We start from the raw sequence: 12,587 nt of genomic DNA on the forward strand, positions 1-12,587 counted from the left end.
CAAAGTAGTACAGATAGCTGCAGTAAGAGTAGTTTTACCGTGGTCAACGTGGCCGATAGTACCAACGTTTACGTGCGGTTTTACACGTTCAAATTTTTCTTTAGACATGAGTTGTCCCTCTAGGTACGGATTTAAGTGGCGCAAATGACCACGTAACCAAACTTATTGGTGATAAAGTATATATCAAAAGGAAAATTTTGCTTTGGGAGCTGGTGCTGATACCCAGAATCGAACTGGGGACCTCATCCTTACCAAGGATGCGCTCTACCGCCTGAGCTATATCAGCAACACTAGTGATTGGAGCGGGCAGCGGGAATCGAACCCGCATCATCAGCTTGGAAGGCTGAGGTAATAGCCATTATACGATGCCCGCACACGTAACTCTTCGAGCTATTTCCTAAAGAATATGGTGGAGGGGGACGGATTCGAACCATCGAAGGCAGTGCCGGCAGATTTACAGTCTGCTCCCTTTGGCCACTCGGGAACCCCTCCAAATTTTTACATTCCATTCTCACTACAACGTTTCTAAAAGAAACAGGAGAGAATGGTGCCGACTACCGGAATCGAACTGGTGACCTACTGATTACAAGTCAGTTGCTCTACCTACTGAGCTAAGTCGGCATAAGTGGTGCGCATTCTATTGAATGATTTTCTACCTTGCAATAGCAAAATGGAAAAAAGTAATTTTTTTACTAAGTTTCTACCTATTTGCCGAATTTTCGTGCAATTTTTGTCGGAAAAAACAAATCTGGTGTGTCTGTCATTTTCTTTCTTGTAAGCTTGATGTATTTTCCAACTTCTTGTGCGATGAATCGATTAGGGAAACCATGACCCCATACCTCTCTTTTAATAGGCAGCAATGGGCTGAACTACGTAATGCAGTACCAATGACTTTGTCTGAAGAAGACCTAAAAGAGCTGCAAGGTGTGAACGAAAGTCTAACCATGGAAGAGTCTGTTGAGATTTACCTTCCTCTGGCCCGTTTACTCAATCTCTATATCGCGGCGCGCCAAAGTCGAAACTCAGTGCTACAAAAATTTCTTGGCGAAAAAGCCAAGGATAACGCTCCTCCTTTCATCATCGGTATTGCCGGCAGTGTGGCGGTAGGCAAAAGTACCACGGCGCGCTTGCTCAAAGCGCTACTCTCCCGTTGGGATAACCACGCTAAAGTGGAGCTTGTCACGACCGATGGATTTCTGTATCCGAAGAAAGTATTGGAAGAGCGCGGTATTTTGCACCGTAAAGGCTTCCCAGAGTCTTACGACATTAAGCGTTTGGTGGAGTTTGTCTCTGATATCAAATCGGGTAAGCCGAATCTGCGGGTACCGCTTTATTCGCATCTGACTTACGATATTACCGATGAAATCAAAACCATCGACCGTCCCGATGTATTAATCATTGAAGGATTGAACGTACTGCAAAGTGGCATGGACTATCCACAAGATCCACATCGCGTGTTTGTCTCTGACTTTCTCGATTTCACATTGTATGTTGATGCCGAAACCGAGGTGATTGAACAGTGGTATATCGAGCGTTTTTTAAAATTCCGTCAAGGTGCATTTACTCAGCCGGGGTCTTACTTTAGCCACTACACCCAATTGAGCGAACAGCAAGCGATTGATAAGGCAAAAGATATTTGGCGCACTATTAATGGCGTCAACTTACAAGAGAACATATTACCTACTAAGGGTCGTGCTCAGTTGGTGTTAAAGAAGGGCGCAAATCATCTGGTTGAAGAGGTGTGGCTAAGAAAATAATGCCGTAATTCAAACGACCGGTACTTCAAAGAGCCCGTGCTTAATTGAGCATCGACGAAAAAACAAAGGGTTGACTGTAAGGTCAACCCTTTTGTTTTTCTGCTTGTCCATTAAACGATGAGTTGGCGGTTACGTTTATTTTGGCTCAGGCCCGTATTGGTTAGCGCCCTCTTGTCCTTTAAAGAAACCACACTCCACCAAAATCCACACCCCACAGACCAATGCCGCAAGCGAGCTCAACATTTGCAACGTCGTACTGTGCGCCATTTGGCTCGGATCATTTGCTGGAATCGTCATGCGACCAATCACCAAAGGCACATTCATCAATAACCACCAGTTTGATTTACCTCTGTCATGCCATCGTTTGGCCGTGATCGCTAGATCTGGGATCAACACGAACACTAAAAAGACGGGCAAAATCAAATGTGCATAGGCCGGGAATAATTGATTGATACCCAACCCAAACCCCATGATCAATACGTAATAGGTGAGATTCCAGATCCAGTAGACTTTGCGTCCAATACGACCTTGGAAGGAAAACAACAACTCTTTAATCGACATCTTTTTTACCTAACTACAAACTTAAAAATAAAATCTATAACGCTGATGTTTATACAATAACAGTTTCCAAGTGAGAAACTTGCAACCGCTATCTAATAACAAATCAGCTTCCGTGGTGACTCAATTGACCACTTTCTGAAAACAGGCTTTATCCATATCTCTGACGTTAATCGTCAAACTCGTAATGTGACTGGCTTGCTGCTGCAACACCGCCATCAGTAACCTTGATAGCTCGCGCTTTTGCTCTGGGGTTCGCCCATCTAACAATTCAAACGTAATATGAATAAAGTCGCTACTGTCACCTTGCTCACCAATCATCCAATGATGGTAGCGCAAGGCTCTTGATTTCAACGACGGCACGTCGAATAGACCCGATTGTATCGCAGCATGATGTAAGTCTTCTAACAACCCTTGCACATTAACGCGTTCATCGACCGAATTTGAGTATTCCATAACTAAATGTGGCATATCGCTCCTTGATTCTGCTCGTTGGTTTATGGTGCTGATTAAGCACTAATACCAATTTATCGGCGAAAAACCGAGCCCATTACTAGTAATCTGTCTAACAGATCACTGATAGCTTTGAGCGCATGTTTTACAGCAGTCAATCTCTCCAAGTCGCCAATGAGATTCGATCAAGAAATGATTCGGGTCATGATCTAGCGAATTTATTCTGTTATATTCCTACGTAGATTATTTACATTAACACTTTTAATTAATTAATACGGAGATATTCCTATGCGTCGTCCTGTAGTGATGGGTAACTGGAAACTTAACGGTAGCAAAGCAATGGTAACTGAGCTGCTAACTGGTCTTAACGCTGAGCTTGAAGGTGTTGAAGGTGTTGACGTAGCAGTAGCGCCACCTGCGCTATACATCGACCTTGCTGAGCGTCTAATCGCTGAAGGCGGTAACAAGATCATTCTAGGTGCACAAAACACTGACCTAAACAACAGCGGTGCATTCACTGGCGATATGTCTCCAGCAATGCTAAAAGATTTTGGTGCAACTCACATCATCATCGGTCACTCAGAGCGTCGTGAATACCACGCAGAGTCAGACGAATTCGTTGCTAAGAAATTCGCATTCCTAAAAGAAAACGGTCTAAAACCTGTTTTCTGTATCGGTGAGTCAGAAGCGCAAAACGAAGCTGGCGAAACTGAAGCAGTATGTGCACGTCAAATCAATGCAGTTATCGATGCATACGGTGTTGAAGCGCTAAACGATGCAATCATCGCTTACGAACCAATCTGGGCAATCGGTACTGGTAAAGCAGCAACAGCTGAAGATGCACAACGCATCCACGCATCTATCCGTGCAATGATCGCTGAAAAAGACGCAGCAGTGGCTGAGCAAGTAATCATCCAGTACGGCGGTTCTGTTAAACCAGAAAACGCAGAAGCTTACTTCTCACAACCAGACATCGACGGTGCTCTAGTTGGTGGTGCAGCTCTTGACGCAAAAGGCTTCGCAGCAATCGCTCGCGCAGCAGCGGCAGCAAAAGCTTAATTTGAACCTCTCGGTTTAGATGAAAGAAAAGGTCAACTTCGGTTGGCCTTTTTTATTTGGGTACCATATTAATCACCCATGAAAGCCTGTCGCACTGACTTTGAATCAAGTATTCTACTCTTTTCCTCAAGTGCGACGCTCTTATGCAAGATAAACACGGCCTGCTAAGCGACCCGATCCCTCAAGTGCTGCGACAAATGACCATCCCAATGACCATGGGTTTGATTGCGATCTTGATGTTTAACTTAGTAGACACGTTTTTCATTTCATTGCTGGGCACAGACGCACTCGCCGCCGTCAGTTACACCTTCCCTGTCACCTTTGGGGTCAACTGTATCACTATGGGCATCGGTATTGGTCTATCCACTAATATTGGTCGACTGCTTGGGCAAGGCCACTCGCAAAGTGCCGCCCGCGTCTCTACTCATGGTCTATTGCTGGCGGTCATTTTGGTTGCCATTGCCTCAACCCTCGGCTTACTTACCATTGAACCACTATTTCTTGCTTTGGGGGCTGAGGCCAAACTAATCCCACTGATCAGCGAATACATGAGTGTCTGGTATTTCGCGATTCCGCTGCTGGTGATCCCAATGGCTGGTAACAGTTCGATTCGCGCCACCGGTGACACCACCACGCCCGCTAAAATCATGATTGCGGCTGGGGTGATCAATGGCGTACTCGATCCTTTATTGATTTTTGGTTACGGGCCTTTCCCTGAGTTAGGTATTCAAGGCGCCGCCATTGCGAGTGCTTTTAGTTGGCTTGGCGCATTGTTTGCTTCACTGTTTGTTTTGATCAAGCGTGAGAAGTTACTCAGTTGGCCTCAACTAGGCTCTCTGATTGAGGATTGGAAAACAATCCTTAAAATTGGTACACCTGCTGCGTTGTCAAACGCGATGACCCCCCTTTCTGGTGCACTTCTAATGATGATTCTTTCCAGCCACGGTACGGCGGCTGTTGCCGCTTATGGGGCGGCTCAGAGAATAGAATCCATCTTAATCTTGGTACTGATGTCTTTAACTTCTGCCCTAACACCCTTTATGGCGCAAAATTTTGGCGCAGGCAATCCACGGCGCAGCTTCGATGGCCAGTTTCTCAGTATGCGTTTTGCGATTGGCTTCCAGTTCATTTTGTTCATCTCGATGGTGCCATTAAGTGTGCCATTAGCGGCTTTATTCTCCCAAGAAGAGAGTGTGCGCAACCTACTTTGGCATTACTTATTGGTGGTGCCATTTAGCTATGGTTTCCAAGGCATCATGATGATGTTGGTCTCAGGGCTCAACTCTCTTCACAAACCACTGAAAGCCTTTCAGTGGAGTGCGATGCGCCTGTTTATATTTACCCTGCCATTAGCGTGGCTAGGTGGCAAGTTCTATGGCATTGAAGGGGTCTTTATAGGTATCGCTTTGGGCAATATTCTCGGCGGGAGTTTAGGTTATTGCTATGCACTGCACATAAAGCGCGTCACGCTTAAAGCCAGTCAACAGCCCCTTAACCCAGATAAGCACCTCGATAAGCAATAACCGCAGCAAGGCTTGTCCTCGTCAGGATAAATCGCCCATGCAAGAAAGCAAAAAGCCAGCATAATGCTAGCTTTCTTATAGATAATTTAACGTGGCAGATGTGCCGATTACAACTCGGGATCTTCTTCAAGTTCCAGATCGATATTGAGTGGCTCTTGCGACAAAATGACGCCGGTATTATCGGCATACAAATAATCTTCTGGTAGGAAAGTGACACCACCAAAGTTAACCGCTACGTCTGTCTCGCCTTCACCTTTACCTGTTGCACCAACAGGAATAGAGGCCAATGCTTGGATGCCAATGCTCATGTCTTCTAGCTCATCCACTTCGCGTACGCAGCCATAGACGACGATGCCTTCCCACTCGTTCTCTTCTGCCAATGCCGCAATTTCTGCATCGACCAAAGCACGGCGAAGTGAACCACCACCATCGACTAATAAAACTCGCCCAACACCATCTTGCTCTAAGATTTCACGAATGATGCCATTGTCTTCGAAACACTTAACGGTCGTAATTTGCCCCGCGAACGAAGCACTACCACCGAAGTTACTGAACATTGGTTCAACCACATCGACTTGTTCTAAATAAATATCACATAGAGCTGAAGTATTGTATTCCATCGCAATTCGTCTCATAGCATTGGGTTATTCATCGAGTATATCCCCTCACTGAGCCATTGCAATGACAAACATCAATCAACTCACGAGAGTTTGAGCTATAACAACCCCAGTAAAAAGAAGGTTTGTTAGCAGCGAGCATTTGACCACAATTGGCATCATCGGGGCGATATCGGCAGGTCGTTGTGCCAACCACACTGCACGGCCATGTTTGTAGATCACCAAAGCACTCAGTAGGAATGGCAACATCAACCAAATCGGCGCTGGTTGCAGTAACAAGTAAGCGATAAACGCCACCATCGCACCGCCAAGTAGAAGGAAGTGGTATTGCTTAGCTTTGCGCTGGCCAAGGCGAACAGCGACGGTACGCTTGCCACACTGCTCATCATTCTCGATGTCACGCATGTTATTAATGTTCAGCACTGCAACCGCCAGTAAGCCACAACCGATAGCAGGCAATGCCAACGATACATCGACAATACCAGTGTGTAAGAAGAACGTGCCTGTCACACCAAGTAAGCCAAAAAAGATAAAGACCGAGATATCACCCAATCCCACATAACCATATGGCTTGTTGCCGACGGTATAGGCTATCGCCGCCATGATCGCCAGTAAACCCAAACCTAAGAAAGCGACAATGCTTTCCCAGTTCGTCAGGGCATGCAGAACGAGAATAAGCCCAGCGATAACCGTAAAAATGATATTAATGATGATCGCTTGGCGCATAGTTTTAGGCGTTATCGCCCCAGACTGAATGGCTCTCGTTGGTCCCAATCGCGCTTCGTTATCAGTGCCTTTCACTGCATCACCATAATCATTGGCAAGGTTAGACAAGATCTGTAGCAAAGTGGCGGTAATAAACGCGAGCACCGCGACAGAAAATGAAAAGTGATGGTTAGAGTAGGCTAAAACACTCCCGGTCAAAATCGAGACCAGAGCCAAAGGCAAGGTTTTAGGGCGAGCGGCATCAAGCCAAATTTGCAGCGTTTGTTTCATGCTCATCAGTATCATCAATATCGGATAAATGAAATTGTGTCATATCAACGTTAGCAGAAAAACAAAAAAGGCCACCGAAGTGACCTTTTTTATTTCTGAACGCAGATTACTTTACGCGACCTACGTATTCTGCAGAACGAGTGTCAACTTTGATCACTTCGCCGATCGCGATGAATAGTGGTACACGTACAACTGCACCAGTAGACAGCGTTGCTGGTTTACCACCAGTACCTTGTGTATCGCCTTTCAGACCTGGATCCGTTTCAACCACTTCCAGTTCAACGAAGTTTGGTGGCGTTACAACGATTGGGTTGCCGTTCCAAAGTGTTAGCATACAAGTGTTGTTTTCTACCAACCACTTCGCGCTCTCACCCACAGCTTTTTTATCTGCTGCAATTTGATCGAACGTTTCGTTGTTCATGAAGTGGTAGAATTCACCGTCGTTGTATAGGTAATCTAGATCGATATCCATTACGTCAGCTACTTCAACCGTGTCGCCAGACTTAAATGTTTTCTCTAGAACTTTACCGGAAAGTAGCTTACGGATTCTTACGCGGTTAAATGCCTGACCTTTGCCTGGTTTGACAAACTCGTTTTCGAGAATGACACAAGGCTCGTTATCAAGCATAATTTTAAGACCGCCTTTGAATTCATTCGTGCTAACAGTAGCCATTTTTTCCTCTTACCATTCTTCGAGTTAAATTTAATGCCGCACATCATAACCCGAAATGCCGAATCTGTTGAGCAAAACTGGCTCAAACAGCTGGCGAATGGGATCTCTGATCCTACTAAACTGCTGAAACAGTTAGAGATCGATCCTTCACCTTGGCAACACGGATTTGAAGCAAGAACGCTTTTTGCGCAGCGTGTGCCGCAAAGTTTTGTCGATAGAATGGAAAAAGGCAATCCCTTTGATCCGCTTTTACGCCAAGTTTTACCGTTATCAGACGAATTTGCGGTACAGGAGGGCTATAGCAGCGATCCACTGGAAGAACAAAACAATGCGATCCCGGGACTTTTACATAAATATCGTAACCGTGCCCTGATGATAGTCAAAGGAGGCTGCGCTATTAACTGCCGTTACTGCTTCCGCCGTCACTTTCCTTACCAAGACAACAAAGGCAGTAAAAGTGCATGGCAAACCAGTTTGGATTATATCGCCGCTCACCCCGAGTTGAATGAAGTGATCCTATCGGGTGGCGATCCCCTAATGGCGAAAGATGACGAACTGGCATGGTTGATCGATAGTATTGCCAATATTTCGCATATTAAACGCTTACGTATTCACAGCCGCTTACCGGTGGTGATCCCAAACCGTGTGACCGATGGCCTGCTTGCCCTGTTTCGTCAAACGCGTTTGCAAGTGATCCTCGTGACCCACATTAACCATGCTAACGAGATCAATACCGAACTCAGCGAGCAAATGGCAAAACTAAAAGCCGTTGGGGTGACGCTACTCAACCAAGGTGTGCTGCTCAAAGGGGTTAATGACACGCTCGAAGCCCAAATCAATCTTAGTGAAGCTTTGTTTGATGCGCATATTTTGCCTTATTACCTACACGTGCTGGATAAAGTGCAGGGTGCGGCGCACTTTTATGTTGATGATCAGCAAGCGAGAGCATTGATGCATGGCCTGATTGCAAATGTTTCTGGTTATCTAGTGCCAAAGTTAACCCGCGAAATTGGCGGTCGTTCGAGTAAAACGCCATTAGATTTACATTTGGAGTAAATTTAATCACATAGCATTAAAACTGCCGATTAAACTTTGGTACTATATTAACGTCTTGTTTATCTAAGTTATCTCGCTATGAAACGTGCTCGCCTTGGTTTTACCCTAATTGAATTGGTGGTTGTCATAACATCGACGATAAAGATGGTTGGATACGCTTTATGCCTAAATCACGTAAAACATCAGGTGAACGTTGCTATTTGACATACTACGAAGCGACAATAAATACCGTACCCAGCTTTGAATTTACCACTAGCGGCTGTTAACTTCATACGCCCTATTAATCGTTACCATCAGAATCTTTTAGTCGATCGCTCGGTCTATTGTATGGATACTCCGCCATTTTGGAGGTCCATATGCAAATCAATCTACACCAACTGCTCGATCTTGGGCCATTCACTTGGTCAGCACTACTATGCTGTGCCCTCAATGGCATCTTAATTGGTGTCGAGCGTCAAACTCGCGGAAAACCTGTCGGTATTCGCACTTCGATACTAATTATCTCTGGCACTTACTTCTTTATGTCGATGGCGGTATCGCTGTCACCCAATACACTTGATCAAGCCCGAGTGCTTGGCCAAATTATTACGGGTGTCGGATTTCTTGGCGCTGGCGTAATGATGACATTGGATGGCAAAATCCATGGCGTCACTTCCGCTGCAATTATTTGGTTATTAGCCGCACTTGGCATGATGATTGGTTTAGGTTACTTACAGCAATCGGTGTTGATTACTGTTTTGGCACTGAGTGTACTGCTTGGCGTCGATAAAGCCGAAAACCGCATCAAAGCATTACGACGCGGAGTTCACCAAAAATTCCATGGCAAAAAAGAACCAAGTCGAGCTAAATCTATCGATAAATCCTAGCGGATAAATGAAATTAAATAACAAATACAAAAAACCACCTCATGAGGTGGTTTTTGGTATTCGCTTGATCTTACTCTCGACAAAATTGCTTAGAAGAGCTCTTCAGCAACCTTGTATAGATCATTGCGTACTGGGCGCTTCATATTTTCGATTGCATCGATGATATCGTGGTGAACAAGCTGTTCTTTTTGAATGCCCACACAACGACCACCTTCGCCTTCTAGCAATAGGTGAACCGCGTAGTTACCCATACGAGAAGCCAATACACGGTCAAACGCCGTTGGACGACCACCACGTTGGATGTGACCAAGAACCGTTGCACGAGTTTCACGACCCGTTGCTGCTTCAATTTCTTTAGCCAGCTCGTTAGCATCCATCATTAGCTCAGTCAGCGCGATGATCGCGTGCTTTTTGCCTTTGTCGATACCATCTTGGATATTGCTGATTAGCTTCTCTTTATCAAGACCGGTTTCTGGCGTGATGATGTATTCACAACCACCAGCGATCGCTGACATAAGGGTAAGATCACCACAGTGACGGCCCATGATCTCAACGATAGAAATACGTTGGTGAGAAGAAGAAGTGTCACGTAGACGGTCAATCGCATCGATAACCGTATTTAGTGCTGTTAGGTAGCCGATCGTGTAGTCAGTGCCCGCGATATCGTTATCGATTGTGCCTGGTAGACCGATACATGGGTAACCCATTTCAGTCAATTTCTTCGCACCCATGTACGAACCATCACCACCGATCACAACCAATGCATCGATACCGTGTTTTTTCAGGTTTTCGATCGCTTGCTCACGAACTTCAACTTCTTTGAACTCAGGGAAACGTGCAGAGCCAAGGAACGTACCGCCTTTATTGATTACATCAGATACGCTTGAACGATCTAATTGTACAATGCGGTCTTCATATAGACCCAAGTAGCCATCTTGTACGCCATACACTTCCAAACCTTCAGACAGCGCTGTACGCACTACGCCGCGAACGGCTGCGTTCATACCAGGTGCGTCACCGCCACTCGTCAAAACACCGATCTTCTTAATCATGCTCACCCTCGATTTTTGGGAATCTTGTTTCAATTTTTATGTTAGAGGCTTACAAATCAAGCCCCTATCCAGATTCTTTCAGCTGTGCAATATGTTACCGTTCCTTGATAGGAATACTACATTTATTTGCACGAAATTATGTAAGTTTTCTACTTATGTAAGAGTATTACAGGTTTGCTCATTAACTTTGTTGATACATATCAGGATCACGTTTATTTCTGTTTTCGTTGAAAAGATAGACAATAAACGGCTTTCATTCCAAACCAATCTCACTACCAATCAACCGATTTTTGTACCCGCTCAGAGGTATAAACCACCGAGTATGGATCTTGGTGGATGAGGATATCGGCTTGCGGAAACGCCGCCAATAAACTTCGTTCCACGTTGTCAGAAATACGATGTGCCTCGATTAACTGAATATGATCTTCCAACTCTAAGTGCAATTGAATAAAACGAACCGGCCCTGCCATACGTGTACGTAATTGATGCACACCTAATACGCCAGATACTTGCAAGCATTCTTGTTTGATCTGCTGTAACTCTTCTTCTGGTAATTGACGATCAAGTAATGTTTGCGTCGCCTCTGTCACCATTTTGAAAGCACTGTATAAAATAAAGAATCCAATCCCAACGGCAAACACTGCATCTGCTTGGCCAATCCCCGCCCAGCTCAATCCTAATGCCACCATGATTGCCGCATTCATATACAGGTCGGTTTGATAATGCAGTGAATCTGCCGCGATCGCTTGGCTACCGGTTTTACGCACCACGTGTTTTTGGAACAGTACTAGACCAAACGTAACAACAATAGCAAACATGCTCACATAGACACCGAGCTCAGGAGAGTTCAATTCGTGTGGGCGGAAGAAGCGTTCGATACCATTTAAAATCAAAAATACCGCAGAACCGGAGATAAACATCGCTTGGGCTAATGCCGCGAGCGATTCTGCTTTGCCATGACCGAAACGATGCTCTTTGTCAGCAGGCTGTAGCGAATAGCGAATCACGACGAGATTCACCACCGAGGCAGCAATGTCCAGCATCGAGTCAATTAATGAGGCGAGTAAACTTACTGAGCCGGTCACCCACCAAACCACCAATTTAACCAGCAGTAATAATGTTGCGACCACTGTTGCGGTCCATGCCGCGAGCGTAACTAATTTTCCGTAATCTTGTTTCATCACTTTGTATTCATCTTCAATGATGCGCTAATTATACTCAACTGACCCTAAGATGCAGCTCTGATGTCCGATAGTCATTAACGAATTATCGACACATCCCACTGAGTAAAAACCTATAAACGCAACAAAGCAGCCCATTGGCTGCTTCGGTCTCTATCAATCTAAATGTAAATAGGCAGATGATTAGTGGTGATTTTTGCGCTTCTCACCGCAATTTTCCATACGCTCTTTGCTCAGCTCAACAAACTTTGTTTTTTGCTCTGGTGTTAACACGCTTAGCATTTGGTGTTGCTTCTCAAGCATCTTCACTTTACGTTCCGTTTGCTTCTCTACCATGCTTTTCGCCAGTTCATTCGCCGCCGCTTGATCAAAGTTATCGGCTAACACCAATTGCTGGACTTTATCGTGGTGAGCTTGGCGCTCTGCTTTACGCGTATCCGCGTTATCAGCAAATTTAGCCTTCATTTCTGCCTTGTTTGCTTCACGCATCTCTTTAAGCTGTGTTTTTTGTGCATCGGTCAAATCGAGCTTTTTCATAATGCCGCGATCCATACCACCTTGGCAATGGCCACCTTTATGGTCACCTTTACCACCAAAGGCCATCGCACTGGCCGATGCAAATGCTAGAGGAATAACCGCTGCTGCTAATACGAATTTTTTAACTGTCTTCATAATCATTACCTTTCTTTTGTTAGTCGGGCTGCCTGTGCAGCGCTTGATAATAGATTAGTCTGCCAGAAGTAAAGCGACGTCTAGAGAGCGTAAAGATTCGTAAAGAGCAAAATTTACGCTAATG

15 protein-coding genes and 4 tRNA genes are annotated in these 12,587 nt (G+C 45.2%); 6 read left to right on the forward strand and 13 right to left on the reverse strand.

Annotated features, from left to right (window positions below; genetic code table 11):
• The 5 genes from RH86_RS20170 to RH86_RS14165 form a co-directional block, all read right to left on the reverse strand.
• Positions 1-108 (reverse strand): GTP-binding protein (locus tag RH86_RS20170; protein WP_005595135.1); only part of this gene is annotated, 108 nt, incomplete at its 3' end.
• Between the two features lie 102 nt (positions 109-210).
• Positions 211-286: transfer RNA gene (locus RH86_RS14150), tRNA-Thr, on the reverse strand.
• 12 nt (positions 287-298) lie between these two features.
• Positions 299-373 (reverse strand) — tRNA-Gly (locus RH86_RS14155).
• Between the two features lie 34 nt (positions 374-407).
• Positions 408-492 (reverse strand) — tRNA-Tyr (locus tag RH86_RS14160).
• Positions 493-545: 53 nt separating this feature from the next.
• Positions 546-621, reverse strand: a tRNA-Thr gene (locus tag RH86_RS14165).
• Positions 622-827: 206 nt separating this feature from the next.
• Here RH86_RS14165 and coaA point away from each other — a divergent pair.
• Entirely contained in the window at positions 828-1,757 is a 930-nt protein-coding gene (gene coaA, locus RH86_RS14170) for a type I pantothenate kinase (protein WP_009386804.1), read from the forward strand.
• A 135-nt stretch (positions 1,758-1,892) separates the two neighbouring features.
• Here the strand turns inward: coaA and RH86_RS14175 are convergent, their stop codons facing one another.
• A complete protein-coding gene (locus RH86_RS14175) occupies positions 1,893-2,318 on the reverse strand; it encodes a DUF805 domain-containing protein (protein ID WP_009386805.1) in 426 nt (141 codons plus the stop codon).
• Between the two features lie 120 nt (positions 2,319-2,438).
• A complete protein-coding gene (locus tag RH86_RS14180; protein WP_005599309.1) occupies positions 2,439-2,786 on the reverse strand; it encodes a 5-carboxymethyl-2-hydroxymuconate Delta-isomerase in 348 nt (115 codons plus the stop codon).
• A gap of 270 nt (positions 2,787-3,056) precedes the next feature.
• On the opposite strand from RH86_RS14180, the gene tpiA reads away from it, so the two are divergent.
• Together tpiA and RH86_RS14190 are read left to right on the forward strand one after the other, a co-directional pair.
• Entirely contained in the window at positions 3,057-3,827 is a 771-nt protein-coding gene (tpiA, locus tag RH86_RS14185; RefSeq protein ID WP_005599307.1) for a triose-phosphate isomerase, read from the forward strand.
• Between the two features lie 143 nt (positions 3,828-3,970).
• Positions 3,971-5,350, forward strand: a complete 1,380-nt coding sequence (locus RH86_RS14190) for an MATE family efflux transporter (protein ID WP_009386806.1) — start codon at positions 3,971-3,973, stop codon at positions 5,348-5,350.
• Between the two features lie 107 nt (positions 5,351-5,457).
• Here the strand turns inward: RH86_RS14190 and rraA are convergent, their stop codons facing one another.
• The 3 genes from rraA to efp all read right to left on the reverse strand — a co-directional run bounded on the left by rraA (position 5,458) and on the right by efp (position 7,636).
• Positions 5,458-5,970: a ribonuclease E activity regulator RraA gene (gene rraA / locus RH86_RS14195; protein ID WP_005599303.1), complete on the reverse strand. Its 513-nt coding sequence runs from the start codon at positions 5,968-5,970 to the stop codon at positions 5,458-5,460.
• 75 nt (positions 5,971-6,045) lie between these two features.
• Positions 6,046-6,963, reverse strand: coding sequence for a 1,4-dihydroxy-2-naphthoate polyprenyltransferase (locus tag RH86_RS14200; protein WP_009386807.1), 918 nt, complete (start codon positions 6,961-6,963; stop codon positions 6,046-6,048).
• A 106-nt stretch (positions 6,964-7,069) separates the two neighbouring features.
• On the reverse strand, positions 7,070-7,636 hold the full coding sequence (gene efp, locus RH86_RS14205; protein ID WP_009386808.1) for an elongation factor P: 567 nt from the start codon (positions 7,634-7,636) through the stop codon (positions 7,070-7,072).
• A 33-nt stretch (positions 7,637-7,669) separates the two neighbouring features.
• On the opposite strand from efp, the gene epmB reads away from it, so the two are divergent.
• The 3 genes from epmB to RH86_RS14215 all read left to right on the forward strand — a co-directional run bounded on the left by epmB (position 7,670) and on the right by RH86_RS14215 (position 9,558).
• Complete coding sequence (gene epmB / locus RH86_RS14210) at positions 7,670-8,692, forward strand: EF-P beta-lysylation protein EpmB (protein WP_009386809.1); 1,023 nt, start codon at positions 7,670-7,672, stop codon at positions 8,690-8,692.
• A gap of 78 nt (positions 8,693-8,770) precedes the next feature.
• Complete coding sequence (locus RH86_RS20840; RefSeq protein ID WP_139047656.1) at positions 8,771-8,896, forward strand: prepilin-type N-terminal cleavage/methylation domain-containing protein; 126 nt, start codon at positions 8,771-8,773, stop codon at positions 8,894-8,896.
• Positions 8,897-9,048: 152 nt separating this feature from the next.
• Complete coding sequence (locus tag RH86_RS14215; protein WP_009386810.1) at positions 9,049-9,558, forward strand: MgtC/SapB family protein; 510 nt, start codon at positions 9,049-9,051, stop codon at positions 9,556-9,558.
• A gap of 89 nt (positions 9,559-9,647) precedes the next feature.
• Here the strand turns inward: RH86_RS14215 and pfkA are convergent, their stop codons facing one another.
• The 3 genes from pfkA to RH86_RS14230 form a co-directional block, all read right to left on the reverse strand.
• A complete protein-coding gene (pfkA, locus tag RH86_RS14220) occupies positions 9,648-10,610 on the reverse strand; it encodes a 6-phosphofructokinase (RefSeq protein ID WP_005599287.1) in 963 nt (320 codons plus the stop codon).
• 272 nt (positions 10,611-10,882) lie between these two features.
• Entirely contained in the window at positions 10,883-11,791 is a 909-nt protein-coding gene (gene fieF, locus RH86_RS14225) for a CDF family cation-efflux transporter FieF (protein WP_009386811.1), read from the reverse strand.
• Positions 11,792-11,974: 183 nt separating this feature from the next.
• Entirely contained in the window at positions 11,975-12,463 is a 489-nt protein-coding gene (locus tag RH86_RS14230; RefSeq protein WP_009386812.1) for a CpxP family protein, read from the reverse strand.
• Positions 12,464-12,587: the final 124 nt, after the last annotated feature.

This window comes from Vibrio sp. N418, from assembly GCF_000222565.1.
GTDB lineage: Bacteria > Pseudomonadota > Gammaproteobacteria > Enterobacterales > Vibrionaceae > Vibrio > Vibrio scophthalmi.

Coding starts and splice junctions, on each gene's coding strand:
- coaA (WP_009386804.1), top strand. CDS start 828: ATGACCCCATACCTCTCTTTTAATAGGCAGCAATGGGCTGAACTACGT.
- RH86_RS14175 (WP_009386805.1), bottom strand. CDS start 2,318: ATGTCGATTAAAGAGTTGTTGTTTTCCTTCCAAGGTCGTATTGGACGC.
- RH86_RS14180 (WP_005599309.1), bottom strand. CDS start 2,786: ATGCCACATTTAGTTATGGAATACTCAAATTCGGTCGATGAACGCGTT.
- tpiA (WP_005599307.1), top strand. CDS start 3,057: ATGCGTCGTCCTGTAGTGATGGGTAACTGGAAACTTAACGGTAGCAAA.
- RH86_RS14190 (WP_009386806.1), top strand. CDS start 3,971: ATGCAAGATAAACACGGCCTGCTAAGCGACCCGATCCCTCAAGTGCTG.
- rraA (WP_005599303.1), bottom strand. CDS start 5,970: ATGGAATACAATACTTCAGCTCTATGTGATATTTATTTAGAACAAGTC.
- RH86_RS14200 (WP_009386807.1), bottom strand. CDS start 6,963: ATGAAACAAACGCTGCAAATTTGGCTTGATGCCGCTCGCCCTAAAACC.
- efp (WP_009386808.1), bottom strand. CDS start 7,636: ATGGCTACTGTTAGCACGAATGAATTCAAAGGCGGTCTTAAAATTATG.
- epmB (WP_009386809.1), top strand. CDS start 7,670: ATGCCGCACATCATAACCCGAAATGCCGAATCTGTTGAGCAAAACTGG.
- RH86_RS20840 (WP_139047656.1), top strand. CDS start 8,771: ATGAAACGTGCTCGCCTTGGTTTTACCCTAATTGAATTGGTGGTTGTC.
- RH86_RS14215 (WP_009386810.1), top strand. CDS start 9,049: ATGCAAATCAATCTACACCAACTGCTCGATCTTGGGCCATTCACTTGG.
- pfkA (WP_005599287.1), bottom strand. CDS start 10,610: ATGATTAAGAAGATCGGTGTTTTGACGAGTGGCGGTGACGCACCTGGT.
- fieF (WP_009386811.1), bottom strand. CDS start 11,791: ATGAAACAAGATTACGGAAAATTAGTTACGCTCGCGGCATGGACCGCA.
- RH86_RS14230 (WP_009386812.1), bottom strand. CDS start 12,463: ATGAAGACAGTTAAAAAATTCGTATTAGCAGCAGCGGTTATTCCTCTA.